This is a genomic window from Agromyces sp. Y182 (genome assembly GCF_059445385.1).
Genome location: NZ_JCAIUF010000001.1, coordinates 1,431,027 through 1,458,014, shown reverse-complemented (window position 1 = coordinate 1,458,014; position 26,988 = coordinate 1,431,027). Strand labels below are relative to the sequence as shown.

Here is a 26,988-nt window from a genome sequence, read left to right as displayed (position 1 = left end):
ATTCATTCGGCCTTACCGGGCATCGCCGATGGGCGGGTGCCCCGTGGACCTTCGCACCTCGAGGCGCGGCTGCAGCACGAGGTCGTCGTCGGGCGTCTCGTCGTGGATGAGGGCGTGCAGTCGACTCCATGCCTGCACGCCGAGCGTCTCGTAGGGCACCGACGCCGTGGTGAGCTCGGGGGAGGTGTAGCGCGCGAACGGGATGTCGTCGAAGCCCGTCACCGAGATGTCGTCGGGCACCCGCAGCCCGAGGTCCTTGAGTCCTCTGATGAGTCCGACCGCGACGAGGTCGTTGAACGCGAGCACCGCCGTCGCGCCCGTCGCGTGCACCCGCACCGCGGCGGCGACGCCGTCTTCGGGGTGCACGCCACCCGGGATGCGGTCGATGCGCACCCCGGTCGCGCCGCGCTCGAAACCGTCGAGCCCGCGGAGCCGGTACGAGTTCGAGACGCTCTCGTCAGGGCCGGCGAGGTAGGCGAGATGCCGATGGCCGAGAGAGGTCAGGTGCTCGGCGAGGGCGCCGATGCCCGTCTCGTAGTCGATCGACAGCGACGGCGCCGAGATTCGCGGCGTCGGGCGATTGACGAGCACGAGCGGATGCAGCGACGACGCGAGCTCGATGAGCTGTGCGTCGGGCATGCGCGGCGCGCACAGCACGATCGAGTCGCAGCGCCGCCGGGTCTCGTTCGCGAGCAGTGCCTCTTCGGCCGCGGACTCCGCCGAATCGGCAACGAGCACCCGGTAGCCGTCTTTCGCCGCCGTCTTGCTGAGCCCCGAGAGCACCGCCTGGAACGCCGGGTTCGCGAGATCGGGGACCACGAACGCGATCGTTCGCGTCTCGCCGAGGGCGAGGCCGCGGGCCAAGGGGCTCGGCGAATAGCCGAGTTCTGCTGCCGAGCTGCGCACCCGTTCGGCTACGGCCGGCTGACCGGTGAAGTGGTTGTTCATCACGCGCGACACGGTCGCCGGTGAGACGCCGGCGTGCTCGGCGACTTCGGCGATCGTCGTCGTCTTGCCTCGTCGGGCCATGGTTCGCCTCGATCTCATCGGGGAAGTTTGACATTTCGCGTGCCTTGCAACAAAATCGTGCATCGCACCAGAAACCGCTTTCACCACGGTAGTGGTTTCTCTGGACTGACGAGGAGGTCGACCAGTGAGCAGCCTCGGTGAACTCCGCACGATCGCCCGCGCGGCACGCACGCGCGGGTCACGTGTGAAAGAGAAGTATCCCGACAACAAGGCCGGGTTCCTCTTCCTGCTTCCGTGGCTCATCGGCATCCTCGTGTTCACGATCGGGCCCATGCTGGCGTCGCTGTACCTGTCGTTCACCGACTACAACCTGTTGCAGCCGCCGAAGTGGGCGGGCCTCGACAACTTCGTCGAGATGCTCGGCGACAACCGGCTCTGGAATTCGTTCCGGGTCACCCTCGTCTACGTCTTCGTCTCGGTGCCGCTGCAACTCGCCCTCGCCCTCGGCGTCGCGATGCTGCTCGACCGGGGAATGCGCGGCCTCTCCTTCTATCGCTCGGTGTTCTACCTGCCGAGTCTCATGGGCGGGTCGGTCGCGATCGCGATCCTGTGGCGCCAGGTGTTCGGTAAAGAAGGCATCGTCAACGGGTTCCTCGCCTGGTTCGGCATCGACGGCCCCGGCTGGATCGCGCACCCCGACTTCGCGCTCGGCACGATCATCCTGCTGCACGTCTGGACCTTCGGCTCCCCGATGGTGATCTTCCTCGCGGGGCTCCGTCAGATTCCCGAGATGTTCTACGAGGCGGCGGAGGTCGACGGCGCAGGCAAGGTGCGACGGTTCTTCTCGGTGACGCTCCCGCTGCTCACGCCGATCATCTTCTTCAACCTCGTGCTGCAGGTCATCTTCGCGTTCCAGTCGTTCACGCAGGCGTACATCGTCTCTGGAGGCACCGGCGGGCCGAGCGACTCCACGATGTTCTTCACGCTGTACCTCTACAAGCAGGCGTTCACCGAGTTGAACATGGGCTACGCGGCCGCCATGGCGTGGTTCCTCCTGGTCGTCATCGGCGCCATCACCGCCATCAACTTCTGGTTGTCGAAGTACTGGGTCTTCTATGACGACTGAACCCGGCTCCGCCTCCCGCACGATCTACGAAGGGACCGCGACCATGGCCTCGACCCTCGAACACCCCACGACTCGCGCCGTCGTCGGTGCATCGCCCGAGCAGCCACGCGACCGCCGCGCGCGGGCCCGGTGGATCTCGGTGCTCAAGCACACGGGACTCATCGCACTGTCGATCGTGATGGTGTATCCGCTGATCTGGCTCGTCGTGTCGTCGTTCAAGCCGAACGATGCGATCTTCAGCGACCTCGGCATCTTCACCACCGACCTGACCTTCGACAACTACACGCAGGGCTGGACCTCGCAGCAACTGCCGTTCACGGTGTTCCTGATGAACTCGTCGATTCTCGTGCTCGGCGCGATCGTCGGCAACCTCATCTCCTGCTCGCTCGCCGCGTACGCCTTCGCGAGGCTGAAGTTCTGGGGGCGCAACGCCTTCTTCGTGGTGATGCTCGGCACGATCATGCTGCCGTTCCACGTGGTGCTCGTGCCGCAGTTCGTCATCTTCCGCGAGCTCGGCTGGCTCGAGACGTTCCTGCCGCTGATCGTGCCGAAGTTCCTGGCCGCCGACGCGTTCTTCATCTTCCTCATGGTGCAGTTCATCCGCGGCCTGCCGAAGGAGATCTTCGAGGCCGCGCGTATCGACGGTGCCGGCCAGTTCCGCATCTACTCGCAGATCACCATGCCACTCATGGTGCCGGCGCTCGCCACGACCGCGATCTTCACCTTCATCTGGACGTGGGGCGACTTCTTCGGGCCGCTCATCTACTTGCGCACCCGGGAGAACTTCCCGGTCTCGATCGCCCTGAAGGGGTTCATCGACGCCCAATCGTCATCCAACTACGGCGCCATGTTCGCGATGTCGGTCGTGAGCCTCATTCCGCTGTTCCTCGCGTTCCTCATCGGACAGCGTTACCTCATCAAGGGCTTCGCGACGACCGGCATCAAGTAGCAGGCGCAGCACACCTGCCGCTCGCGTCATACGGTCGGAGGCTTCCTCGGCACTGGGTAGTGTGGAGACGCCGCGCGCAACATGCACCACGTGGCATCCGTTCGACAGAAGGGCGCGCGTTGCAGAGCCGCACCACCATCGAAGACGTCTACGCCGCGACACTGACCCGGAATCCCGGCGAGGTGGAGTTCCACCAGGCCGTGCGCGAGGTGTTCGACTCGCTCGGGCGAGTGCTCGACAAGAACCCGCAGTACGTGCAGGCGTCGATCCTCGAGCGCATCTGCGAACCCGAGCGGCAGATCATCTTCCGGGTGCCGTGGGTCGACGATGGCGGCCGCGTGCGCATCAACCGCGGCTTCCGGGTGCAGTTCAACTCGGCGCTGGGGCCCTACAAGGGCGGGCTCCGCTTCCACCCGAGCGTGCTGCTCGGTACCGTGAAGTTCCTCGGGTTCGAGCAGGTCTTCAAGAACGCGCTCACGGGCATGCCCATCGGCGGCGGCAAGGGCGGCAGCGACTTCGACCCCAAGGGCCGCTCCGACGGCGAGATCATGCGGTTCTGCCAGTCGTTCATGACCGAGGCCTACCGCCACATCGGCGAGTACACGGATGTCCCGGCCGGCGACATCGGTGTCGGTGCGCGTGAGATCGGCTACCTCTTCGGCCAGTACAAGCGCATCACGAACCGCTACGAGTCGGGCGTGCTCACGGGCAAGGGCGTCACGTGGGGCGGCTCGCTCGTGCGCACCGAGGCGACCGGCTACGGTGCCGTCTACTTCACCGAGCACATGCTCGCGACCCGCGGCCGCTCGTTCGACGGGGCCCGCGTGCTCGTCTCGGGCTCTGGCAACGTCGCCGTCTACGCGATCGAGAAGGTGCACGCCCTCGGAGGGCGGGTCGTCGGCGCCTCCGACTCGTCGGGCGCCATCCACGACCCCGACGGCATCGACCTCGCGCTGCTGCGCGACGTCAAAGAGCGGCGCCGAGAGCGCATCTCGGTATACGCCGATGAGCGCGGCGGGCGGGCGAAGTTCCTGCCCGGGGCATCCGTGTGGGATATCGACAGTGAGCGCATCGACGTCGCCCTGCCGTGCGCGACGCAGAACGAGCTGTCAGAGGCGCAGGCCGTGAAGCTCGTCGCCGCGGGTGTCGTGGCGGTCGCCGAGGGCGCCAACATGCCCACGACGCCTGGTGCGATCCGGGCGCTGCGCGAGGCGGGCGTGCTCTTCGGGCCGGGCAAGGCCGCCAACGCGGGCGGCGTGGCGACCTCGGCGCTCGAGATGCAGCAGAATGCGTCGCGCGACTCGTGGGGCTTCGAGCACACCGAGGAGCGGCTCTCCGAGATCATGGCGGGCATTCACGAGCGCACCGCGGCGACCGCCGACGAATACGGCGTGCCGGGCGACTACGTCGTCGGAGCCAACATCGCCGGCTTCACGCGCGTCGCCGACGCGATGCTCGCGCTCGGCGTCATCTGACGCGCCGCGAGGTCGCTGCCGCACCGGGCGACGAATTCAGGAGATCCCGGGTCATGGTGAGCTCCACGGGCCGATGGAGTGTGATCTCCTGAATTTCTGCGATCCGGTCGACGCACTCGGCTCGCGCGGCTCAGACTGGCGGGAACGGGCCGCGCTGACGACCCTGCCAGCGGTGCTCGCCGCGCGAGAGCAGCACGAGGATCCCCGCCCTGCTGCGCTCCCAGTCCTCCACCACCTGCCGGTAGCTCAGCCGCAACACCCGGTACCCACGGGTCACCAGCTCGAAGTCGCGCCGACGATCGTTCTCGAACTCCTCGCGCGAACTGTGGAACGTCCAGCCGTCGACCTCGATGACGAGACGGTCTCCGACGAGGAAGTCGACCGAGCCGACGCCGTCGATCGGCGCCTGAGTGCGGAACCGCACACGCCGACCGTGCAGCAGCAACCGGACCTTCGTCTCGAGGCCGGACTGCGTGGTGAGATCGAGCCGGTCGAGGAGTATGCGCCGTCCAGGCGGCATCGCCCGTCGAACGGTCTCGAGGTGCCCGGGGTCGAGCTCGCGCCGCTCGATCGCAGATTCCACGGCCGCGATCGCCTCGTGGACGGGTGCGCAGGCGAACATCTCACCGAGCGAGGCGGTCAGTGCGTCGCGGCCGATCGTGCCGTCGATCTTGGCGCGATAGTGCAGGCAGACGCCGTGCTGTCGGGCGTCGAGCGGAACCCCGCGATCGTGCGGGGAACGCAGCCTGGCAGCGTTCGACGAGACCCGCACGTGCAGGCGATCTCGCGCTGGCACCCAGAGGCCGCGGAGCCGTGCAACGGTCGAGGCGGTCGCGATGCCGCCGACGCGCACCGCTCGAACGACGTCCGCGGGGGCATCCGGAGCGGCGAACCAGCCGTTGCGCACGCGGATCACGGCCCCACTTCGCACTGCGGAGAGCACCTCGGCTCGGACGATGCCGGCCTTCTCGAACGCGGCGAAGCCGGCTGCGCCGCCCGCTCGCCGGAGGACGGTCGTCGCGCCCAGGGTCGTTGCCATGCGCTGAGTCTGGTCGGGAAGCGAGGCATTCGGCTGGTTCATGGTGAAACTGTGGACAACTCGGCGGGGAGAAATTCAGGAGATCCCTGGGTGTGCGTCCGCAGAGGGGGCTCAGAGTGGAGATCTCCTGAGTACTGGAGAACCCCGAAAGGGCCGGGGCCCGCGCGTGAATCGCACGAGCCCCGGCCGTCGGGTTGAGGTTCCCCCTTCTCGCCCGCGGAGGATCACCCGCAGGTGAAGCGCCCATCACCCCAGACGCCGTGCGCGCCATTGATGCTGCCCGGTGCGTCGACGAGCAGGTCGACGTATTGCACGCCCGTCAGGTCGACGTTCACCGGCTCCGGGGGCGAAGCCCGGTGTGAACGTACGCGACTGGTACCGGTTCACTCCGTCGGTGTCGACCCTGAAGATGACGTTACCGGCGAAGCCCGCCTCGAGGCCGACCTCGGCGGTGAACGCCGAGCACGTGCCGCCGAGGTAGTAGGTGATCTTCGACGCGGCGTGCACGCCGAGCCCCTTCGCGTAGACCGGCGACTGCCCGGTGGCCGGATCCGTGTAGTTGATCGTCAGGGGCACGTCGGGCGAGCCCGCTTCGTCCTTGTTCGCCACGTCCTTTCCGATGACACCCCATCCGGTGGTGGCGCCGAGCCACGGCAGCTCCGACGCCCATGCCGACTCCGCCGGCCCCGGCGGCAGGGGCTGCGAGACGACCTGCCAGTCGAAGATCTTCAGACCGTCTGCCCTGCGGGAGCCACCGAGTTCGGCGTGCCGACGGGTTCCGGCCACCGGTACTCGATCGCTGCATCACCGGTGCCCACCGTCACGGTTCCGCCGGGCGTTACTCCGGCTGCGGCCAGCGCGTCCTTCGAGAAGGTGGCGCCGCCGCCGTCGAAGTTGCCCGCCGTCGCCGTTTCGAGGTCGGTGATGCCGCGGGCTCCGGGCACTCCGCCGATGCACGAGCGGGAGCGGCAGCGGTCGACTGGACGCGAACGCTTGCGCCGGCAGGCGCATCCCGACGACTCGCGTCGTCACGGCGCGCATGCGGCAGCGGGATCGGCGAGGTGAGCGCCACTTCCTCCGAGAAGTCGACCGGCACGAGCCGGTTGTTCGGTACGGCGGGCACGAGCGCGCCGGCGCGCTCGTGCACACGATCGTGAGCGTCGTCGAGCACGACCGGCACGGCCGGTACGACCGGCACGGCCGGTACGACCGGCACGACCGGCACGACCGGCACGGCCTGCGTGGCCACGACCGCGATGGCGGCGGTCGGGGCATCCGCGAATCTGACCACCGGTCGCCAGGCGAACTCCGGATGCCGCGCGAGGCGCATTCCCCGCGAGAACACGAGCCAGCCGAGGCCGATGAGCGCGGCCACGGTCGCAGCGACGGCGGCGAGCCCGAGCGCCCAGCGCGGGCCCATGCTGTCGGCGACCGCGCCGACGATCGGGGCGCCGATGGGCGTTCCGCCCGCGAGGATCGCCATGTACAGCGCGAGCACCCGGCCGCGGAGCGCGGGTTCGGTCGTCGTCTGCACGTACCCGTTGGCCGTGGTGAGGATCGTCACGGCGCCGAGGCCGATGAGGATCGTCGAGGCCGCGAAGGTCCAGTAGGTGGGCATGAGCGCGGCGGCCAGCGTGGCGAATCCGAGGAAGGCGCACGCCAGGATGATCACCCGGATGCGGGCTCGCTCGCGTCGTGCAGCGAGCAGGGCACCGGTCAGCGAGCCGATCGCGAGGATCGACGACAGCAGGCCGTACTCGCCGGCGCCGCGGCCGAACTCGACCGCCATCGTCGAGGAGAAGATCGGGAAGTTCATGCCGAATGCGCCGATGAGGAAGACCATGACGAAGACGACGACGAGGTCGGGCCGCCCCGCCACGTAGCGGAAGCCCGCGACGAATTGCCCGCGGGCGCGTGGAGCCCGCGGCATCCGCTTCAATTGCTTGCCGCGAAGCATCGCGAGCGCGCCGAGCACCGCCAGGAAGGTGAATGCGTTGATGACGAAGACCCAACCCGAGCCGACGAGCACGATCAGGAATCCCGCGACGGCCGGGCCGATCATGCGTGCGGTGTTGAACGACGCCGAGTTCAGCGCGACGGCGTTGGACATGTCGGAGCTGCCGACGAGGTCGGAGACGAAGGTCTGCCGCGCGGGGTTGTCGACGGCGTTCACGAGGCCGAGGGCGAGCGCGAAGAGATAGAGGTGCCAGAGTTCTGCCTGGCCGAAGATGAGCAGGAGGCCGAGGGCGAGACCGAGCAGCATGAGCGCGGTCTGCGTGATCATGAGGATCTTGCGGCGGTCGAAGCGGTCGGCGATGAGGCCGGTGATCGGCACGAGCAGCAGTTGCGGCGCGAACTGCAGCGCCATGGTGATTCCGACGGCGAAGGCATCGTTGTCGGTGAGTTCGGTGAGCACCACCCAGTTCTGGGCGGTGGCCTGCATCCAGGCGCCGACGTTCGAGACGAGGGCGCCGATGAACCAGATTCGATAATTGCGGTGGACGAGGGATCGGAACATGGCACTCACTGGGTGATGAGCCTCCTGAGGATGGTCGTGGCGTCAGCGAGCGTCTCGCGTTCTGCAGGGGTGAGGGTGACGAAGCGCTTGGCGAGCCACGCGTCGCGCCGGCGGCGCGTCTCGCGCACGATCGTCTCGCCGATCTCGGTCGTCGAGACGAGCACTTTGCGGCGGTCGTCGGGCGACGCCGCGCGCACAACGTAGCCGGCGTCGACGAGGCGGTTCACGGTGCGGTTCATCGAGGGGGCCGTGACCCGCTCGAGTCCGGCCAGCCGGCCGATGGTGAGCGGTCCTTCGGCCGAGATCCAGCCGAGGGTCGAGAACTGCGAGCCGCTGAGCTCGGTCTCGGTGCGTTCCTGCCTGAGACGCCGCGCAAGACGCATGATCGCGATGCGCAGCTCGGTGCTCTGTTCGGCGAGCGTGGGTCGGCGGGGCGTGGATATTCGAGCGGATGCACCGGGGGCAGGCCGTTCGGCCGCGGGGGTGTGTGAGGCATCCGTCATGTCCTTAGTCTAACAAATTAGTGTGACTAAGCATTCCGGATGTCTCTGGGCCCCTGTCGGCCGCGGCGTCGGAGGCTCGTCGTAGAGCGCCGGTATCGAACTCGTGCCGGGTTGATCGCAATCGTTCATCTCATTGGAGGAGAGAATGTCGCACAACGATCCGGAGGCCGTCGCAGGGCCCGACCAAGTGCACGAGCGCACGAGTGCACGAGCGCACGAGTGCACGAGCGCACGAGCCGATTGGAGGGGCACGAGTGACCAGCGATATCGGTGTGGTCATCTACTCCGCCGAGGGAAGTGAATTTCGTCTGCCGTTCGACACTGAACGCGAAACGATCTGGGCTTCGCAGGCACAGATCGAAGAGCTGTTCGGGGTCGACCAGTCCGGTGTTTCCCGGCACATCCGCAATCTGTTCCGAGCGGGCGAGGTCGATCGCGAGAGCAATATGCAAAAAGTGCATACTGCTTCTTCTGATCGACCGGTCACGCTCTACAGCCTCGACGTGATTCTTGCGGTTGGGTACCGCGCGAACTCAGGTCGGGCGATCGAGTTCCGCCGTTGGGCGAGCGGCGTACTCAAGGAGTTCGTGCTCGAGGGTGCAACAATCAACGAACGCCGCCTCGAGCAACTCGGTTCGATCGTGCAGGTGCTCTCGCGCTCGACCGACGAAATGATCACCGGTGTAGCCGATGTGCTGTCGAGATACTTGCCGGGCCTGCGCGCCCTTCGCGACTATGACGAAGGCACGATTACTTCTCCACCCGGCAAAGTGCCGCTCTGGGTGCTCACGTACGACGACGCTCGCGTCGTTATAGACCGTGTCGGCTCGGAGTTCCCCGACGATCGGTTGTTCGGGGTGAGCGCGGTGACGCACTCAAGGGAATCGTCGAGACGATCTACCAGGGGTTCGGCGGGCAACAGCTGTACCCGACCGTGCAGGAGAAGGCAGCGAATCTGCTCTACATGGTCGTGAAGGATCACCCGCTCTCCGACGGCAACAAGCGCAGTGCGGCCGCCCTGTTCGTGCACTTTCTGGCGAAGAATGAGGCTCTTGACGATGAGCGTGGCATACCGCGCATCTCGAACAACGCCCTTGCGGCGATCACGCTCATGGTCGCCATGAGCGACCCGAAAGAGAAGGAGCTCATGGTCGTGCTGCTCATGAGCATGCTGACAGGGGAGGCATCGTGAAGGGAGTCGGACTCGGCGCCCGATAGCCCTCGAGCGGGCACTCGCGGTGTGGGGTTTCATCGGGCGTTCGGCAGCGGAAGTTTTGAAATCGATTTCTAAATCGGCGGCTTCGACGTATCGTGGCGGAGACGATCGAGGAGGATCATGCGCCATGCCCCGACCCCACGAACACGAACCCGAACTCTGCGAATCGCCGCGGTCGCGGCATCCGCTGCCCTGGCGCTCTGCGCCTGTACCGGGCCGAATGCCGGGAGCGGTGCGATGAAGCCGGCCACCGTCGACCCCGACCCCGACAAGCCGTTCGTGCTCGAGGGTGTTCGTGACCTCACCGAGATCGCGAAGCTCACCGGCCCCGACGCGATCAACGATACCGAGGGCGCCGCGGTCGCCGGCACCGACCTCGGCTCGATGGTGAACCTCGGAGACAAGACCCTCTTCCTGTTCGGCGACACCTTCGGCGAACGCGCCGCAGACGCATACGGCGGGCAAGGCGGCAACTGGCGCTCGAACGTCTCGGCCTGGACGACCGACGACGACCCGAGCGACGGCATCACCTTCGACGGCTGGGCGCCGGCCGACGACCTCGGCTGGGCGACCGCACTCGTCGAGGGCGAGCACGACGCGAACGACGGCACGGGCGAGGTGACGAAGATCCCGACGTACGGGTTCGCCGTCGACGACACGCTCTATCTCTCGTACATGTCGGTGAAGTTCTGGGGGGAGCCTGGCGCGTGGGACGCGAACTTCGCGGGCCTCGCGAAGTCGACCGACGAGGGACGCACGTGGACGGCGCTCGAGTCCCCGCGCTGGCCGGGCGACTCGAATTTCGTTCAGGTGGCCGCTGCGACCGTGCAGGAGGGCGGCACCGAATACGTCTACTTCTGGTCGATTCCATCCGGGCGATTCGGCGGCGTGCAGCTCATGCGCGTGCCGGCGACGGTCGAAGCGGTCGAGGATCCCTCGGCCTACACGTACTTCGCGGGTACGGCGCCCGACGGTGCGCCGGATTGGAGCCCCGATCCCGACGCCGCGACCACGATCGTGGACGGCACGATCGGCGAACTCTCGGTCATGTGGTCCGGCTACCTCGAGCGCTGGATCATGACGTACTCCGACGGCGGCAACGCGTACATCCGCGAAGGGATCACCCCGTGGGGGCCGTGGGGCGAGCCGATCGAGATGGTCTCGGCGGTCGACTATCCGGGGCTCTACTCGCCGTACCTGAACCCGCGGTACGTCGCCGAGGGCGGTCGGCGCATCTACTTCACGCTCTCGCTGTGGGGGCCGTACAACGTGTTCTGGTTCTCGGTCGACCTCGAACGCACCGAACGCGCCGAGTGAGCGCGTGCACGCGGCATCCGTCGCCATTGCGCATGAAATCGATTTCGCGTACGCTGGCGCCGGGATGAGGTCAGCGGCGATCCGCGCTGAGCGGTGCGCCGGCCTGATCCGACCGGACCGGGCTTCCTGACCGGCCACAGCAACGACTCACCGAAGAGTCGAGTTCCTGAGGAGGGACGAATGCACAAGAGAATCAACAGGCTCGCCACCGTCGGCATCGCAGCCGCTGCGGTCGTGGCCATGCTCGCCGGATGCTCGCCATCGAGCGGCGACGACGCCGGCGGCACGACCACGATCCAGTTCTGGCACCGCACCTTCACGCCGGTCGAGAACGACTGGTACGCCGACATCGTGAAGCAGTTCAACGCCTCGCAAGACGAGGTCAAGGTCGTCGACACCGAGGTGCCGGCCGACGCGTGGGACCAGAAGATGAAGGCCGCGCAGGCCGCGGGCAAGGCACCCGACGTCTACACCCACGCCGGCAGCATCCAAGACGCCGTCAACGCCGGCCAGCTCTACGAGCTCAACGAGGTCGTCGACGAGGCGAAGCTCGACGAGATCATCGATGCGGCCAAGCCCGTCGCCGAGATCGGCGGCACGTACTACGCCTATCCGCTGCTGCTCGAGCCGCAGACTGTGCTGTTCTGGAACACCGACATGCTCGCGGCGGCCGGCGTCGACACCGAACAGGCGCCCGCGACGTGGGACGACTTGCTCGCCGCGTGCGAGAAGATCGCCCCCACCCTGCAAGACGGCCAGTACTGCATCTCGCCCGCTCAAGACGCGATCACCTTCGCCTGGTCATCGGTCGGCCAGCAGTACAACTTCGCCGGCCACACCGCACTCACCGACGATTGGACCGCGCCCGACATCGAGAACGACGCGTACCAGAGCCTCATCGCCAACTATCAGGAGCTGTGGGACAAGGGCTACATGCCCAAGCAGCCCCTCGCCGCGTACGTCGAGGGCAAGGACTTCGGCGAGCAGAAGGCCGCGTTCAAGGTATCGGGTTCGTGGATGATGTCGGAGATCGGCTCGGACTACCCCGACCTGCTGGCCAAGACCGGCATCGGCGCATTCCCCTCGGCCTCAGGCTCAGACGATCGCACTACGACGACCCTCGGCAACTTCAAGTGGGTCATCGACGCGAAGACGAAGAACGCCGAAGCGGCGGGAGCGTTCCTCGAGTGGGCGCTCGCCGACGACCCCGAGCGTCTCGTGCCGTTCTTCGTCGACACGCAGTTCACCAAAGTGCCCGTGCGCGACTCGGTGCAAGAGGCCGTCGCCGCGAGCGATGAGGCAGCGGATGCCCCGTGGTCGAGCATCATCGTGAACGACATCGCTCCCACCGCGATCCCCGAGCCGACGTACCCGTGGGACGTCTCGCTCGCCGTCGGCACCGCGATCGAGTCGGGCATGAAGGGCGCTGCATCCATCGACGACGCGCTGAAGACCGCGTCCGATGCGATCCAGAAGGTGATCGAGAAGAACGACCTGCCCAGCAAGGCGCCGAAGAACTGATCGGATCGACTGGTCGGAGGCTGGCAAGACCGGCCTCCGACCGGCCGAGCCGGCACGGAACGACAGGACGGATCATGGTCACCGAAATGGTGCGCGGCGGGGTCGGGGTCGGGGTCACCGACGCTCGAGGCGCGAGCGATCGCCGGGAAGTGCGGCGCCGGCGCGACCGCTATCGATATCGAGACGGCAAGCTCGCCTACTGGCTGATCCTGCCGGCGATGGTGCTGCTCGGCATCTTCGTCATCTGGCCGGCGATCTACGCCGCCTACCTGTCGTTCCAGGACTGGAGTTTCTACAAGGCCCCCGCGTTCGTCGGCCTGAAGAACTACCTCGACGTGCTGGGCGATCCGCTCTTCGTCGAGGCGATCGGTCGCGGCTTCCTCTTCGTGCTGCTCACCGTGCCGCCGATGCTCCTGCTGGCGTTCGGCTTCGCCTCACTCGTCGTCAGCGTCTCGCGGCGCTTCGCGGGACTGCTGAAGGTCAGCATCTACATACCGACCATCGTCTCGACCGTGATCACCTCGATCATCTTCGTGCTGATCTACGACTACTCGGGCGGTCTGCTCAACTGGTTCCTGGGCCTGTTCGGCGTCGACCCGATCGCGTGGATCGGCGACCCCGCGTGGGCACTCGTCGCGATCGCGGTACCGGCGATCTGGCTCGGCATGGGCCTCACCTCGCTCATCATGGTCGCGGCCATGGTCGACATCCCGACCGAGTACTACGAGGCGGCATCCATGGAGGGCGCGAACTGGTGGCAGAAGACGTTCTTCATCACGTTGCCGCAGATGAAGAACGTGCTGCTCTACCTCGTGGTCACCGGGTTCGTCGCGGCGATCCAGCAGTTCGAACTGCCGCTCATCATGACCAACGGCGGTCCGCTCAACTCGACGACGCTGCCGAACCTGTTCATCTTCATCCACTTCCGAAACGACATCAACGTCGGGTTCTCGATCGCGGCCGCCATGCTCCTCTTCGTGGTGCTCGGCAGCGTGTCGGCGATCGTGTTCAAGTTCGTCAACTCCGAAAGGCTCGTGGACTGACGTGGCTGCAACCTTCGAACTCGCTCCCGCACGGCGGGTCGCGCGCGACACCCGATGGTGGCTCTTCGCGACCGGCAAGGTCGCCATGGGCGTGCTCTTCGTCGTCACGGCGCTCTTCCCCCTGGCATGGATGCTCATCGCGGGCTTCAAGACGAAGACCGAGGTACTGAAGACGCCGTTCCAGTTCTTCCCCGAGGTGTGGAAGTGGGAGAACTATGTCCAGATCCTCGCCGACCCCACTTTCCTGCGCACGATGCTGTGGACCTTCGGCGGCGCTCTGCTGTTCACGGTGCTGAGCCTCGCGGTGAACTCGCTCGCCGCCTACGCGTTCGCCCGCCTGGACTTCCGGTTCAAGCGCACCCTCTGGGTCATCCTGATCACGACCCTGTTCATCCCCGGCATGACGATCCTGCTCACGAGCTTCATCGTGGTCACCAACCTGCAGATGCTCGACTCGCTCGCGGTGCTGGTGCTCCCGGGCGCGGCGAGCGCGGCGATGGTGTTCTTCATCCGGCAGTTCTACCTGAGCATCCCGTCGAGCCTCGAAGAGGCCGCGATGCTCGACGGCTGCAACCGGTTCACGATCTTCATCCGGCTCTTCCTTCCGCTCTCCAAGCCGCCGTTCGTCGTCATGGGCATCACCGCGTTCCTCGCGTACTGGAACTCGTACGTCTGGCCGATCATGACGATCACGACCCCCGAGCAGTTCGTGGTGCAGCAGTACCTCGCCACGTTCCGCTCCGAGCGCTCGACCGAGCTCGGACTGCTGATGGCCGGGTCGGTGCTCGCTGCGGCGCCCGTCATCATCTTGTTCCTGATCTTCCAGCGCCAGATCATCGGCAACATCAAGATGGCCGGGCTGAAGTGACGTCGCCCAGCGGGGCGGCCTGACCGAACCTCGAATTCCACCGACAGGGAGATGCAATGATGCAACCCGTACGAAGGAACACCACCGTGCTCGCCGCCGTCGGAGCGCTCGTCATCGGAGTGCTCGCGCCGACCGGTGCGGCCGCTGCGCCGCTCGCGCCTGCGGAGAGCGCGATCGCCGAGCCGTCTCCGGATCATTCGCCCGCGGTGCTCGTCAGCAAGATGACGGGGCCGAAGTCGCTGAGCGCCACCGACACGAGGTGGGCCGTGACCGGCACCGATCTCGGCATCATGTGGGAGAACGGCGCCGGCGAGATCCTCACCGCTTTCGGCGACACCTTCGGCGATTGGAGCGGTCCCGGCGGTGGCGGTGGCGACTGGCGCTCGAACGTGCTGCTGCGCAGCAGCGATGCCGAGCTCTCCGACGGCATGACGTTCGACTCCGCCGTCGAGGATGCGCCGGGTCACGCGGCCGAGATCATCCCGTCACAGAAGGTGAACGGCGAAGAGCTCACGACGATCCCGACGGCCGGCATCGCCGTCGGCGATCGGCAGTACCTCGCCTTCATGTCGGTGCGCCAGTGGGGCGAACCCGGGGCATGGGACACGAACTTCAGCCGCATCGCCTACTCCGATGACAACGGCGAGACCTGGAACTCGACCGACGGACCGCAGTGGACGAATACCGCCGACGGGCAGCACCCGTTCCAGATGGTCGCGTTCGAGCGCCACGATGGTTACGTCTACATGTTCGGAACGCCGAACGGCCGGTTCGGTGCGGCGCACGTCGCACGCGTGCCCGAGTCATCCGTGCTCGACAAGTCGGCCTATTCGTACTGGAACGGGTCGAATTGGGTGGTAGGCGACGACGCCGTCGCCGCGCCGATCGTGCCGCCGAACGTCGCGGAACTGTCGGTGCAGTACAGCGAGCACACGGGCGGCTGGCTGATGACCTATCTCAACGAGGACCTCGATCTGGTGCTGCGCACCGCGCCGACTCCCGAGGGGCCGTGGGGCGAGGCGCAGCGACTCGCGAGCTTCGCGGACTATCCGGGCCTGTACGGCGGCTACCTGCACCCCTGGTCGGAAGACGGCGAGCTCTACTTCGCGCTCTCGCAGTGGGAGCCGTACAACGTGTATTTGATGCGCGCCGAGATCGACGAGACGGGCGCCGTCGTGAACCCGAACCTCATCGAGGACCCGGGATTCGAGCGCGCCGTCGACGCCGCCATACCGGCGCCGTGGGCCTGCGCGGGCAACTGCGGCGTCGACGTCAACCACGCGTGGACCCACGGCGGCACCAAGCAGGGCTGGATGCGGCACAACGCCGGGTGGATCGACGTGCACCAGGATGTCGTGGTCGAGCCGAACACCACGTACACCTTCACCGGCTTCGTGGTGACCGGGGGCAGCCCGGCGCCCGGGTCGCTGGGCGTACGCGAACTCGGCTCCGGCGGCGCGACGCTCGCCGAGACATCCTTCGAGCAGGTCGGCGCGTACACGCGCTACTCGGCGACCTTCCACAGTGGCGACCGCACGGCCGTGCAGGCCTTCGTCGGCACGAACCTGAACGGCGACCGCTGGGTGCAGATCGACGACCTCTCCCTCGCGAAGGCGAAGGAGCAGCTGCCGGGGCTGACGGTCACGGTCTCATCCGACCCGGCGGCGGGATCCGAGGTCGTGCGCCACGACGTGGTCTCGTACGAGCTGTCGGCTTCCACCGACAGCTCGACCGCCGAGACCGTGAGCCTCGCCGTCGACCTCAGCGGACTCCTCGACGATGCGAATCTGGATGCCGCGTCGCTGCGCTCCGCGACGGGCGAGCCGGTGCTCGACGGCTCGACGCTGCGCTGGTCGGGGCAGATCGCCCCCGGCCAGACACTGACCGTCGGCTTCGCCGCGACTGTGCGTCGTGATGCGTCGCGCGGTGACTCGGAGCTCGTCGTCACGACGACCGCCGATGCGGAGCGGGCGATCCTGACCTCGTGCGGGGGCTGCGAGCTCGGCCTCTCGGCAGTGCACTACGATCCACGGCCGCCGCGCCCCGACTTCCCAGACAAGCCCGGCAAGCCCGACAAACCCGGCAAGCCGGGTCGCCCCTGAACTCACCCTTGCGAAACTGCCAGACGGTCGAGCGCGACCAATTGTGCAATAGGAACGCAACTGATTGCCTAATAGGAATGCAACTATTTGCCTAATAGAAACGCGACCATCTGCTAGATTCGTTGCGTGACATATCGTCGACGCATCATCGATTCGCTGTTGGACGACCTTGTCCCCGAGCTCGCCGCGATCGCTCTGGAAGGCGCGAAGGGTGTAGGCAAGACGGCTACTGCAACTCAGCGTGCAGCAACGGTCTTATCGTTGACCAGGTCGGCGCAGCGTGCCGTTGTGGTGGCAGATCCGGAGCTTGTCACTCGACTGCCACAGCCGGTGTTCATCGACGAATGGCAACTCGAACCCGAGGTGTGGGACCAGGTGCGAATGGCGGTGGACGAAGACAGCTCAGGCGGAAGGTTCCTGCTTGCAGGATCGGCCGGGGTTGCGCCAGGCATCCGTATCCATTCAGGGGCTGGGAGAATCGTGAGTCTCGCAATGCGACCGCTCGCGTTCAGCGAGCGCAGTCTCATCGATCCAACAGTGTCCCTCGACGGGCTGCTCTCGGCGACCCGGACGCAGGTCGGTGGCCGTTCATCCATTGATCTCCCGACATACACGGATGAGGTGCTCAGATCAGGATTCCCCGGCATCCGCGACCTCTCCGAGCGGGCTCGCCAGGTCCAGTTGGACAGCTACGTATCTCGGATCGTGACGCGAGAACTCCCCGAGAACGGCGTGGCAGTCCGGCGCCCGGCCGCGCTTATGGCCTGGCTGGTCGCATATGGAGCAGCGACTGCCACAGACGCCTCGTACACGACCCTGCTGGATGCGGCAACGGCGGGGGAGGATGCGAAGCCCGCGAGAGGCACTATGGATACGTACCGGGAGCACTTGCAGAGGCTCTTCGTGCTCGACCCGGTTCCGGCGTGGATGCCCGTGTTCAACACCCTCAAGCGATTGACGCGCACTCCCAAGCACCATCTCGTCGATCCGGCGATCGCTGCCAGGTTGGTCGGAGTCGGGAGGGCAGGTCTTCTTCAAGGGGAAGGAGACAGAGTTGCAACGAGTACAGGCACGTGGCTGGGTGCGCTTTTCGAATCATTGGTGACCCAGAGCGTGCGGGTCTATGCGGGGGCGCTCGGCGCATCCGTGGGGCACCTGCGTACCAAAGACAACCGGCGCGAGATCGATCTGATCGTGGAAGGTGAAGATCGTCGAATTGTAGCCATCGAGGTCAAACTGGCATCCACAGTGGGCGACAACGACGTCAGGCACCTCAACTGGCTGCGTGATCAGATCGGCGACCGACTAGCCGACCGTATCGTCGTCAACACTGGGGAGTTCGCCTACCGCCGGCCCGATGGCGTCGCGGTCGTTCCGTTGGCGCTTCTCGGGCCGTGACTGGTCGCGGGCTCGGCGAGGCATCCGCCATGTCAGTCCTGCGGCGCCCGGGGCGGCATCGCACCGATGTCGGGCACGGGGGCCGTCCCGAGGTGCACCTCCATGTCGTCGGCCGTCGGCGACTTCGGGCGCCGGGCTGTGGGCCGGTCGAGGTAGAAGAGTGCGGTCGACGCGATGTCGTCGCGCAACGGGAGATAGCGCCATCCGCTTCGCCAACCGAGTGCCTGGATGTCGACCTTCGGGATACCGGTCGCGAAGAAGATCGGGTCGAGCAGGTGCCAGCGGTACATGCCGAACCGCTGTTGCGAGACGTAGAGCCCGTCGGGGCGGATCACCTGCGGCATGCCGAGGTAGGGAGTGGAGAACTCGGTGTAGCCCTGGCCCGGGATGTCGAAGTTCCAGGCCCCGCCGAAGTAGTCCTCGGTGCCGGTGCCGCAGATCGTGGGGTGGTCGGTGTCGTCGTCGAGGTAGAACTTGATCTCGCCTTCGCCCCACCAGCCGTTGGAGTTCACGCCCCACGCGAGGTAGGTGCCGACGTACTGGCCCTGCCCCTCGACGCCCTCGACGATCGTGTGCGGCACGAGTTCCTCGAGCGGGTTCGACCGCCGCCACTGCGCGTGGAAGTAGCCGTCGTTCGAGTAGTCGCCGCCGATCTCGTACGTCACCTGGTAGTAGACGCGCACATCGACGACGGAAGTGTTCTCGATCGTGAGGCGGGCGCCCTCCTTGAAGGGCATCGGCCAGTACGAGTTGAAGCCGCCGTGCGGGTTCGCGGCGATCGTCTGCGAGTTCACCTGCGCGAACACGCCCCAGCCGTTGCAGAAGAAGTCGCCGTAGGGCACCTCGATCGCGGGTTCGTCGGCGCCGTCCCAGTAGGCGCGCAGCACGAGGGTGCGCCAGTTGTCGGTGTGCGTCGTGATCCAGATGTGCGTGATCTTGCCGGCGCCGTCGATCGTCGCGAGGTCGAAGGTCTCACCCGCCTTGACGTCGACACTGGGCGAGATCTTCCAACCGGGGCCGAGATCGCGGGCAGCGGATGCCCCGGTGCCCTCGGTCGCTCGACCGCCGCCGCCCTTCGAGCCGTCGAAGTTCTCGGGTGAGATCGATCGCGTCTGCAGCGGTCGTATCGCCGCGATCGACGACAGGTCGGGACTCGGTGGTTGCAGGGAGTTCACGGTCGGCCACTTCCTCGTGTCGGCGCAGCGCAGAGATCTGCGCGCGCTTGGAATCGATTTCAACACTGTAAGGTGGCCTCATCGGCATGTCAACGCGGCCGGCACAGGGACAGGGCGCATGGCGACGATCTACGAGGTGGCGAAGCTCGCCGGCGTGTCACCGGCGACCGTGTCACGGGTGTTCAACGGCGTGGCCGTCTCCGACGAGAAGGTCACTGCTGTCCGCGAGGCGGCGAAGCACCTCAAGTTCACGCCGAACCGTACGGCGAGAACCCTGCGCAAGCAGGAGTCCGAGGTCATCGCCCTCGTCATCCCCGACATCGAGAACCCCTACTTCACCGAGCTCGCCCGCGGCGTCGAAGACGTCGCGCAGAGTGCCGGCTACTCCGTCGTGCTGTGCAACACCGACGCCCAGCTCGAGAAAGAGGCGACCTACCTCCAGATCGCGATCTCCGAGCACATGGCCGGAGTGATCCTCGCCGCGGCATCCGACCAGACCAATCTCGACGACATCCGTGCCGCCGGCCGGCCGGTCGTCGCCGTCGACCGTGGCACGGGCTACGACATCGACGGCGTGGTCATGGCCAACCGCACGGCCGGTCAGGCCGCGACCGAGCACCTCGTGCAGGCGGGGTATCGGCGCATCGCGTGCATCACCGGACCGCAGCACATCGAGACCGCCTACGAACGAGCCCAGGGCTGGCGGGGCGTCGTGGCGCGCCACTTCCCCGACGCCGACTCCGACGCACTGCTGCGGTACTCGACGTTCCGCGTCGACGGCGGGCGCGAGGTGATGGAAGAGCTGCTCGCGCTGCCCGAGCCGCCCGACGCGATCGTCGCGGCGAACAACCTCCTCGGCGTGGGGGCGATCCAAGTGCTCACCGAGCACGGGCTCACCCCGCCGAAGCTCGGGGTCGCGGTGGTCGGGTCGTTGCCCTTCACGACGCTGTCGCCGAGCGCCGTCACCGTCGTCAAGCTGCCGGCGCGTCACATGGGCGTGACCGCGGCGAAGATGCTGCTCGAGCGCATCTCGGGCGACGACCAGCAGGCCCGCACCGTCGTGCTGCGCGGCGAGTTGCGGCCGGCCCGCGACCGCCCCGTCTCGTAGTCGCTTCGTCCGCGCTGCCGCCGGCGCCTTGTCCGCGCCGCCGCTGCCGGCGCTGCCGCCTTGTCGGCGCCCCTGCCCCTGCCGCTGCCGCGCCCCTGCCGCTGCCGCGCCGCTGCCGTGGCGCTGCCGTGGTGCCCTTCGATGCGCCGCTTTCCTCGCGCCCCCATCTCGCGTCGCCGCCGCGCCTCTGCTCCGGTCCGACGCAGTCTCGCCCGTTCGCCAATTCAGGTTCACGCACGGCGTGTCGCGGTGGATGGGTTTCAGGGAGGCCGCGACACACCTCCGCTCCTGAATTGCTGACGGGGGAGAGGGCGAGATGGGGGAGATGGCGAGGCGGGCGAGATGGCGAGATGGCGAGGCGGGCGAGGCGGGGGGAGACGGGGAGAGACGGGGAGACGGGGGGAGGCGGGGGAGATGCGTGAGGTGAATCGCTGCATGGGGGCGAGGAATGGGAGCCCGCCGGCCACCACGGCTCGGTTGATCATGAAATCGATTTCGCATAGAGTGACCGACGAGGCGGTCGACCGACGAGGCGTACGCCGATGGCGATTCGAGGAGGAGTGCCAATGCCAGTGCGATGCACGCTCGGTGTCGACATCGGCACCTCGAGCAGCAAGGGCGTCCTCGTCGCCGACGACGGCGCGACGCTCGCGACCGCCACCGTCGCCCACGAGGTGCAGCGCCCCCGCCCGGGCCACGTCGAGATGGACGGCCGCCTCTGGTGGAGCGAGTTCGTCGAGCTCTCGCAGCGACTGCTGGCCGAGACATCCGATCGCGGGATCGAACTCGAGCTGACGGGCGTCGGCGTCAGCGGCATGGGCCCATGCATCCTCCTCGCCGACGAGCACGACGAGCCGGTGCGCCCGGCGATCCTGTACGGCGTCGACACCCGGGCGGCGTCGCAGATCGAGCGGATGTCGCAAGAACTCGGCATCGACGAGGTCACGCGGGTTGGCGGCTCGACGCTCACCTCGCAGGCCGGCGGCCCGAAGATCCGCTGGATCGCGGAGGAGGAGCCCGAGGCATTCGCACGGGCCCACCGGCTGTTCATGCCGGCATCCTGGCTCGCGCGCAAGCTCACCGGTGCCTACGTGCTCGACCACCAGTCGGCCAGCCAGGTCTCCCCGCTGTACGACATCGAGGCCGAGGCGTGGCACGAGCCGTGGTGGAGCCGCTTCGCCGAGGGCATCGAGGCGCCGCCGCTGGTGTGGGCCGGCGAGCTCGTCGGCAGGGTGACCCGGGCAGCTGCCGCCGCCACTGGCATCCCCGAGGGCACTCCCGTCATCGCGGGCACCATCGACGCGTGGACCGAAGCCGTGAGCGTCGGGGCCCACGGGGCCGGCGACCTCATGCTCATGTACGGCACGACGATGTTCCTCATCGCGACCGGCGAGGAGACTCTGCGCACCCCGTCGATGTGGACGACGGTCGGCGCCTTCGCGGGCACCCGCAACCTCGCCGGCGGCCTCGCGACCTCGGGCGCGCTCACGGCATGGCTGAAAGACCTCACCGATGCCGACTATCCGACGCTCCTCGCCGAGGCCGCCGATTCCGGCGTCGGCGCGCGGGGGCTCGTGATGCTCCCGTACTTCGCGGGCGAGCGCACGCCGATCCTCGACCCCGACGCGCGGGGCGTGATCGCGGGCCTCACGCTCAGCCACACCCGCGGCGACCTCTACCGTGCCGCGCTCGAGGCGACCGCGCTCGGCGTGCGGCACAACGTCGAGACCATGCGCGCCGCCGGCGCCGACATCCGCCGCATCGTCGCCGTCGGCGGCGGCACGCAGGGCTCGCTCTGGCTGCAGATCGTGTCGGATGCCACGGGGCTCGCGCAGGAGGTGCCGCAGACCACGATCGGAGCGAGCTACGGTGCCGCGTTCCTCGCGGCGGTCGCCACCACGAGTGATGCCGAGGCCGCCCCGCGCATCGCAGAGTGGAACCCGGTGGCGACGACGATCCGGCCCGACCCGTCGGCCGCAGCCGGCTACGACGCGCTCTTCGAACGCTACCTGCGGCTGTACGCCTCGACGAAAGAACTCGTGCACGAACTCGCCGCGGTGCAGCGCGGCCTACCGCAGCGCGGCCTGCCGCAGCGCGAGCACGGCGAGGTCGCGCGCGGCGACGAGGGCAAGCACGACCACGCACTCGACCACGCGCACGCACACGACCACGACTACGCACACGCACACGCACACGACCACGAGGAGATCACTCGATGACGCGCCGCGCACGGGGCATCCCGCACACCGCCGAACGCGCCGCTTTCCCCCTCGGCGGCATCGGCACTGGCAACGTCTCGCTCGGCGCCCGCGGCGAGCTGCGCGACTGGGAGCTCGAGAACCTGCCCGACAAGGGACGGCTGAACCCCAACACCTTCTTCGCGATCCACGCGGTGCCCGAGGGCGGCCCCGCCGTCACCCGCGTGCTCGAGGCGCGCATCACCGGTCGGCACGACTGGGACGCGGGCTACGGCTTCGACCGCCTCGCGGGCCTGCCGCGCCTGGCCGGCGCGACGATGCACGGCGAATACCCGATCGTCGACATCGACTTCACCGACGACGTGCTGCCGGTCGACGTCTCGCTCACCGCGTTCACCCCGCTCGTGCCGCTCGACGCCGACGCCTCCGGCATCCCGGCCGCCGTGCTGCGCTACCGCGTGACGAACCCCGGCGACGTCCCGGCCACGGTCACCGTCGCGGGCTCGCTCAGCCACACCGCCGGTCGTGGCGACGGCCCGTTCGGCATGCGCGCCGCGCAGACCGTGCGCTGGCGCGACGACGGCGAGGTGCGCGGGCTCGACTTCGGCATCGGGCTGCCGAGCGACGACCCCGGCTTCGGCACGATGAGCCTCACGACGACGGATGCCTCGACCACCGCGAAGCCGCAATGGGTCACGGGGTTCTGGCCCGACGGCCCGCGCCTGTTCTGGAACGACCTCGTCGAAGACGGCTTGCTCGAGCCCGAACCGCGGCTGACGCTCGAAGATCGGCCACGCGGGCTCTTCGCCGACTCGGGCGACGGAACGCCGATGACCGAAGAGGCGCTGTTCGAGAAGCTCCCGCGGCTCCGCACGGGAACGCTCGGCATCGTGCACGAACTCGCCCCGGGCGAGGCGCGCGACTTCGAGTTCGTGCTCGCGTGGAGCTTCCCGAACCGCCGCCGCGGCTGGTACGGCCACATCGTCTTCGGCGACGACCACCCCGGTGAGATCGTGACGAACCACTATGCGACGCTGTGGCCCGACGCGTGGGCCGCGGCATCCCATCTGCACCGCGAGCTCGGCGGGCTCGAGGCATCCACCCGCTCATTCGTCGACGCGCTGTACGGCGGCACGGTCGATCCGGTGATCGCCGATGCGGTGGGCGCCAACATCGCGGCGCTCCGCTCGACGACGTGCTTCGTCGTCGAGCAGCCGAATCCCGAACTCGGCGCGGGCCCGGTGTTCGCCGCATGGGAGGGCTCGTTCGACCACGGCGGTTCGTGCGAGGGAACGTGCACGCACGTGTGGTCGTACGCGCAGACCGCCGCGTGGCTGTTCCCGTCGCTCGAGCGCAGCGCGCGCCGGGTCGAGTTCTTGCTCGAGACGGATGCCTCCGGCGCGCAGAAGTTCCGCTCGAACCGTGTCTTCGGCGGCCCCGCGTGGTTCATGGGCCCCGCGGTCGACGGGCAGCTCGGCACCTTCCTGCGCCTGCATCGGGAGTGGCGATTCTCGGGCGACGACGACTTCCTCCGCGAGCTCTGGCCTGCGGCCGTGCGCACGATCGAGTACGCGATCCGCGAGTGGGACCGCGACGGCGACGGCCTGCTCGACGGCGAACTGCACAACACCTACGACATCGAGTTCCACGGCGTCGAGCCGCTCGCGAACGGCATGTTCCTCGCAGCCCTGCATGCCGGTGCACGCATGGCCGCTCACCTCGGCGAGACCGGCCTGGCCGCCGATTGGCGGGGTCGGGCCGAGCGCTGCGCGGCAGGCATGGAGGAAGTGCTCTGGAACGACGAGTACTACCGCCAGGTCATCGACGACGTCGATGAGCATCGCTACCAGTACGGCGACGGCGTGCTCTCCGATCAGCTGCTCGGCCAGTTCCACGCTTGGGTGAACGGGCTCGGCGAGCTCCTCCCCGCCGACCACCTGCGCAGCGCGCTCGGCGCGATCACCCGGCACAACCACCGCACCGACCTCACGGCGCACGAAAGCACGCAGCGCGTCTACGCCTTGAACGACGAGGGCGGGCTGCTGCTCGCATCCTGGCCGCAGGGCGGGCGACCGGAGATACCGTTCGTCTACTCCGACGAGGTGTGGACCGGAATCGAGCACCAGGTCGCGGCCTCCCTCGTCTACGCCGGACTCGTCGACGAGGCGCTGCTCGTCGAGCACACGCTTCGGGCACGATACGACGGCAGCGTGCGCAACCCGTGGAACGAGATCGAGTGCGGCAACCACTACGCCCGCTCGCTCGCGTCATGGGCGCTGCTGCTCGCGTTCAGCGGTGCGCAATGGGATGCCCCGGCGCGCACGCTCGCCTTCGACCCGCGTTCCGACGGCCGATACCTCTTCACGACCGGCGGCGCGTGGGGCCGCGTCGAGATCGACGGCGACGAGCTCACGCTGCGCATCGACGGCGGCACGCTCGACATCGACCGCCTCGAGCTGCGCGGGCGCGCGGCATCCGGCCCCCTGTACCTGACCACCGGTGAACACCACACCGCCCGCGCGGCGGCCGACGACCACACACCCCAGGAGACACGATGACGAGCTACACACTGCCCGCGACCGCCGAACGGCCGGTATCGGCACCGAACACCGCGTACCTCATCGCGAGCGGCGACCTTCGCGAGTCGGCGAACACCGCCGGCTGGGCGATCCAGTCCGCGATGGAGGCCGACGTCACGGCTGCGCTCGCCGAGCTCGGCTGGAGCGTGGTGCGGGCCAACGGGGTCGACCCGGTGACCGGGCACGGGTTCATCTCGAGCCAGCGCATGGGACTCGAAGTCTTCAAGGACATCCCGGTCGACGCGCCCCTCATCGTCGCCGAAGCGGTCTGGCAGTACTCGCACCACGTGCTCGCGGGGCTCCGCACGCATCGCGGGCCGATCCTGACCGTCGCGAACTTCGCGGGCGACTGGCCTGGACTCGTGGGGCTGCTCGGGCTGAACGCCGGCCTCACGAAGATGGGCAAGCCCTATTCGACGATCTGGTCGGTCGACTTCACCGACGAGTGGTTCGCGAACGGCCTGCGTGAATGGGTCGAGACGGGCGCGATCACGCACGACGCCTCGCACGTGCGGCCGCTGCCCGAACTGCCGAACACCCCCGAGGTCGAACTCGGGCGGGCCCTCGGTGACCAGCTGCTCGCCGACAAGGCCATCATCGGCGTGTTCGACGAAGGCTGCATGGGCATGTACAACGCGATCTTCGACGACGAGCTGCTGAACCCGCTCGGCATCTACAAGGAGCGGCTCTCGCAGTCGGCGCTCTACGCCGAGATGCTGACGGTGCCGGATGCCGACGCCGATGCCGCCCGCGACTGGCTCGTCGAGCGCGGCATGACGTTCCGCTTCGGCACCGACGAGGCGACCGAGCTCACCGAAGCGCAGGTGCGCTCGCAGATGAAGATGTACATCGCTGCGCTGCGCATCGCCGACGACTTCGGCCTCGACGCCGTCGGCATCCAGTACCAGCAGGGCCTCAAAGACCTCGTGCCGGCATCGGACCTCGCCGAGGGCCTGCTCAACTCGACCGAGCGGCCGCCGGTGACCTCGCGCGACGGGTCACGCGTGCTGCACGAGGGTCGCGCCTTCCCCCACTTCAACGAGGCCGACGAGGGCGTCGCCGTCGACGCGCTCATCACCGACCGGGTGTGGAGCGCGATGGGGCTCATCCCCGACAACACCCTGCACGACGTGCGTTGGGGCGAGGACTACGACGGCCAGTTCGTCTGGGTCTACGAGATCTCGGGCTCGGTGCCCGGCTCGCACCTCGGCGGCTGGCAGAATGCCGAAGGCTGGCGGCAGCACCCCGTCTTCTTCCCCGCCGGCGGCGCGACGGTCAATGGGGTCTCGAAGCCCGGCGAGATCGTGCTCTCGCGGGTGTTCATCGCCGACGGCATCCTGCAGGCCGACGTCTTCCGCGGAACCGTCGTCGCCCTGCCCGATGAGGAGACGCAGCGGCGCAAGAACGCGACCAACCCCGAGTGGCCGATCGCGCACGTCGTGCTGCACGATGTGAGCCGCGATCAGTTCATGGCGCGCCACAAGGCGAACCACGCCCAGCTCGTCTACGCACCCGACGCCGAGACGGCCGACAAGGCGCTCGTCGCGAAGGCCGCCATGCTCGATCGGCTGGGGGTCAAGGTCAACCTGATCGGGCGCGTCGACCTCTGAGGTCGCCGCGACCGGCCGGTCGGCCGCATCCGATGCCCTGCGGCGCCCACCCCACGCCACCTGCAGCAATTCCCCACCCCACCCACCGCAATTCCCCACCCCACCCCACCTGCAGCAATTCCCCACCCCGCCCCACCCCACCCACCTGCAGCAATTCAGGTGCGGAGGTGTGTCGCGCGGTGTTCGGGGCCTGATTCCGGGGCGACACGCACTCCCGACCTGAATTGCTGCAGAGGGCGGATGCCGCGGCGGCCCCGTTCGCTCGTCACAGCTC

At 67.8% G+C, this 26,988-nt stretch carries 20 protein-coding genes and 2 pseudogenes; 15 read left to right on the top strand and 7 right to left on the bottom strand.

Going from position 1 to position 26,988, the window contains the following annotated elements; genetic code table 11:
• Window positions 1–12: 12 nt before the first annotated feature.
• Window positions 13–1,029 (bottom strand): LacI family DNA-binding transcriptional regulator, encoded by a 1,017-nt coding sequence (locus AC1C2R_RS06705; RefSeq protein WP_495379413.1) that lies wholly within the window; start codon window positions 1,027–1,029, stop codon window positions 13–15.
• A gap of 151 nt (window positions 1,030–1,180) precedes the next feature.
• On the opposite strand from AC1C2R_RS06705, the gene AC1C2R_RS06700 reads away from it, so the two are divergent.
• The 3 genes from AC1C2R_RS06700 to gdhA all read left to right on the top strand — a co-directional run bounded on the left by AC1C2R_RS06700 (window position 1,181) and on the right by gdhA (window position 4,519).
• Window positions 1,181–2,095 carry a carbohydrate ABC transporter permease gene (locus AC1C2R_RS06700; RefSeq protein WP_495353207.1) on the top strand — a complete coding sequence of 305 codons (915 nt, stop codon included), beginning with the start codon at window positions 1,181–1,183 and terminating at the stop codon, window positions 2,093–2,095.
• 43 nt (window positions 2,096–2,138) lie between these two features.
• Complete coding sequence (locus AC1C2R_RS06695) at window positions 2,139–3,044, top strand: carbohydrate ABC transporter permease (protein ID WP_495353206.1); 906 nt, start codon at window positions 2,139–2,141, stop codon at window positions 3,042–3,044.
• 119 nt (window positions 3,045–3,163) lie between these two features.
• Window positions 3,164–4,519, top strand: coding sequence for an NADP-specific glutamate dehydrogenase (gdhA, locus tag AC1C2R_RS06690; RefSeq protein ID WP_495351730.1), 1,356 nt, complete (start codon window positions 3,164–3,166; stop codon window positions 4,517–4,519).
• Between the two features lie 130 nt (window positions 4,520–4,649).
• Here the strand turns inward: gdhA and AC1C2R_RS06685 are convergent, their stop codons facing one another.
• The 5 genes and pseudogenes from AC1C2R_RS06685 to AC1C2R_RS06665 form a co-directional block, all read right to left on the bottom strand.
• Window positions 4,650–5,558: an endonuclease domain-containing protein gene (locus AC1C2R_RS06685; protein WP_495379412.1), complete on the bottom strand. Its 909-nt coding sequence runs from the start codon at window positions 5,556–5,558 to the stop codon at window positions 4,650–4,652.
• Between the two features lie 224 nt (window positions 5,559–5,782).
• Window positions 5,783–5,872 (bottom strand): hypothetical protein, encoded by a 90-nt coding sequence (locus tag AC1C2R_RS06680; protein WP_495379411.1) that lies wholly within the window; start codon window positions 5,870–5,872, stop codon window positions 5,783–5,785.
• A gap of 103 nt (window positions 5,873–5,975) precedes the next feature.
• Window positions 5,976–6,344: pseudogene (locus tag AC1C2R_RS06675) on the bottom strand (NPCBM/NEW2 domain-containing protein); the annotation flags it as partial.
• A gap of 526 nt (window positions 6,345–6,870) precedes the next feature.
• Window positions 6,871–8,076: pseudogene (locus AC1C2R_RS06670) on the bottom strand (MFS transporter); the annotation flags it as partial.
• A 5-nt stretch (window positions 8,077–8,081) separates the two neighbouring features.
• Complete coding sequence (locus AC1C2R_RS06665) at window positions 8,082–8,579, bottom strand: MarR family winged helix-turn-helix transcriptional regulator (protein ID WP_495379410.1); 498 nt, start codon at window positions 8,577–8,579, stop codon at window positions 8,082–8,084.
• Window positions 8,580–8,833: 254 nt separating this feature from the next.
• On the opposite strand from AC1C2R_RS06665, the gene rhuM reads away from it, so the two are divergent.
• The 8 genes from rhuM to AC1C2R_RS06625 all read left to right on the top strand — a co-directional run bounded on the left by rhuM (window position 8,834) and on the right by AC1C2R_RS06625 (window position 18,044).
• Window positions 8,834–9,553, top strand: coding sequence for a RhuM family protein (gene rhuM / locus AC1C2R_RS06660; protein ID WP_495379409.1), 720 nt, complete (start codon window positions 8,834–8,836; stop codon window positions 9,551–9,553).
• Window positions 9,514–9,771 carry a Fic family protein gene (locus tag AC1C2R_RS06655; RefSeq protein WP_495379408.1) on the top strand — a complete coding sequence of 86 codons (258 nt, stop codon included), beginning with the start codon at window positions 9,514–9,516 and terminating at the stop codon, window positions 9,769–9,771. The genes rhuM and AC1C2R_RS06655 overlap by 40 nt, the downstream gene beginning before the upstream one ends.
• Window positions 9,772–10,032: 261 nt before the next feature.
• On the top strand, window positions 10,033–11,112 hold the full coding sequence (locus tag AC1C2R_RS06650) for a glycoside hydrolase family 183 protein (protein ID WP_495379407.1): 1,080 nt from the start codon (window positions 10,033–10,035) through the stop codon (window positions 11,110–11,112).
• 180 nt (window positions 11,113–11,292) lie between these two features.
• Window positions 11,293–12,633: an ABC transporter substrate-binding protein gene (locus AC1C2R_RS06645; protein ID WP_495379406.1), complete on the top strand. Its 1,341-nt coding sequence runs from the start codon at window positions 11,293–11,295 to the stop codon at window positions 12,631–12,633.
• Window positions 12,634–12,707: 74 nt separating this feature from the next.
• On the top strand, window positions 12,708–13,676 hold the full coding sequence (locus AC1C2R_RS06640; protein ID WP_495379405.1) for a carbohydrate ABC transporter permease: 969 nt from the start codon (window positions 12,708–12,710) through the stop codon (window positions 13,674–13,676).
• Window position 13,677: 1 nt separating this feature from the next.
• Window positions 13,678–14,544: a carbohydrate ABC transporter permease gene (locus tag AC1C2R_RS06635; RefSeq protein ID WP_495351720.1), complete on the top strand. Its 867-nt coding sequence runs from the start codon at window positions 13,678–13,680 to the stop codon at window positions 14,542–14,544.
• Window positions 14,545–14,600: 56 nt separating this feature from the next.
• Window positions 14,601–16,646: a DUF5005 domain-containing protein gene (locus AC1C2R_RS06630; protein ID WP_495351719.1), complete on the top strand. Its 2,046-nt coding sequence runs from the start codon at window positions 14,601–14,603 to the stop codon at window positions 16,644–16,646.
• Between the two features lie 126 nt (window positions 16,647–16,772).
• A complete protein-coding gene (locus tag AC1C2R_RS06625; RefSeq protein ID WP_495351718.1) occupies window positions 16,773–18,044 on the top strand; it encodes an ATP-binding protein in 1,272 nt (423 codons plus the stop codon).
• 32 nt (window positions 18,045–18,076) lie between these two features.
• Here AC1C2R_RS06625 and AC1C2R_RS06620 read toward each other — a convergent pair whose 3' ends face one another.
• Window positions 18,077–19,219: a glycoside hydrolase family 172 protein gene (locus AC1C2R_RS06620; RefSeq protein ID WP_495379404.1), complete on the bottom strand. Its 1,143-nt coding sequence runs from the start codon at window positions 19,217–19,219 to the stop codon at window positions 18,077–18,079.
• Window positions 19,220–19,337: 118 nt separating this feature from the next.
• On the opposite strand from AC1C2R_RS06620, the gene AC1C2R_RS06615 reads away from it, so the two are divergent.
• The 4 genes from AC1C2R_RS06615 to AC1C2R_RS06600 all read left to right on the top strand — a co-directional run bounded on the left by AC1C2R_RS06615 (window position 19,338) and on the right by AC1C2R_RS06600 (window position 26,714).
• The gene (locus AC1C2R_RS06615) at window positions 19,338–20,327 is read left to right on the top strand and encodes a LacI family DNA-binding transcriptional regulator (protein ID WP_495379403.1); all 990 of its coding nucleotides are present in this window, start codon (window positions 19,338–19,340) and stop codon (window positions 20,325–20,327) included.
• Between the two features lie 566 nt (window positions 20,328–20,893).
• A complete protein-coding gene (locus tag AC1C2R_RS06610) occupies window positions 20,894–22,546 on the top strand; it encodes an FGGY-family carbohydrate kinase (protein ID WP_495379402.1) in 1,653 nt (550 codons plus the stop codon).
• The gene (locus tag AC1C2R_RS06605; RefSeq protein ID WP_495379401.1) at window positions 22,543–25,083 is read left to right on the top strand and encodes a GH116 family glycosyl-hydrolase; all 2,541 of its coding nucleotides are present in this window, start codon (window positions 22,543–22,545) and stop codon (window positions 25,081–25,083) included. The genes AC1C2R_RS06610 and AC1C2R_RS06605 overlap by 4 nt, the downstream gene beginning before the upstream one ends.
• Window positions 25,080–26,714, top strand: coding sequence for a fucose isomerase (locus AC1C2R_RS06600; protein ID WP_495379400.1), 1,635 nt, complete (start codon window positions 25,080–25,082; stop codon window positions 26,712–26,714). Before AC1C2R_RS06605 ends, AC1C2R_RS06600 begins: the two co-directional genes overlap by 4 nt.
• Window positions 26,715–26,988 lie beyond the last annotated feature (274 nt).

What these genes read in the sequence shown, in the direction of transcription:
- AC1C2R_RS06600 (WP_495379400.1), top strand. Translation starts at nt 25,080, where the DNA reads ATGACGAGCTACACACTGCCCGCGACCGCCGAACGGCCGGTATCGGCA.
- AC1C2R_RS06640 (WP_495379405.1), top strand. Translation starts at nt 12,708, where the DNA reads ATGGTCACCGAAATGGTGCGCGGCGGGGTCGGGGTCGGGGTCACCGAC.
- AC1C2R_RS06615 (WP_495379403.1), top strand. Translation starts at nt 19,338, where the DNA reads ATGGCGACGATCTACGAGGTGGCGAAGCTCGCCGGCGTGTCACCGGCG.
- AC1C2R_RS06630 (WP_495351719.1), top strand. Translation starts at nt 14,601, where the DNA reads ATGATGCAACCCGTACGAAGGAACACCACCGTGCTCGCCGCCGTCGGA.
- AC1C2R_RS06705 (WP_495379413.1), bottom strand. Translation starts at nt 1,029, where the DNA reads ATGGCCCGACGAGGCAAGACGACGACGATCGCCGAAGTCGCCGAGCAC.
- AC1C2R_RS06645 (WP_495379406.1), top strand. Translation starts at nt 11,293, where the DNA reads ATGCACAAGAGAATCAACAGGCTCGCCACCGTCGGCATCGCAGCCGCT.
- AC1C2R_RS06610 (WP_495379402.1), top strand. Translation starts at nt 20,894, where the DNA reads ATGCCAGTGCGATGCACGCTCGGTGTCGACATCGGCACCTCGAGCAGC.
- AC1C2R_RS06685 (WP_495379412.1), bottom strand. Translation starts at nt 5,558, where the DNA reads ATGGCAACGACCCTGGGCGCGACGACCGTCCTCCGGCGAGCGGGCGGC.
- AC1C2R_RS06665 (WP_495379410.1), bottom strand. Translation starts at nt 8,579, where the DNA reads ATGACGGATGCCTCACACACCCCCGCGGCCGAACGGCCTGCCCCCGGT.
- AC1C2R_RS06605 (WP_495379401.1), top strand. Translation starts at nt 22,543, where the DNA reads ATGACGCGCCGCGCACGGGGCATCCCGCACACCGCCGAACGCGCCGCT.
- AC1C2R_RS06650 (WP_495379407.1), top strand. Translation starts at nt 10,033, where the DNA reads ATGAAGCCGGCCACCGTCGACCCCGACCCCGACAAGCCGTTCGTGCTC.
- AC1C2R_RS06695 (WP_495353206.1), top strand. Translation starts at nt 2,139, where the DNA reads ATGGCCTCGACCCTCGAACACCCCACGACTCGCGCCGTCGTCGGTGCA.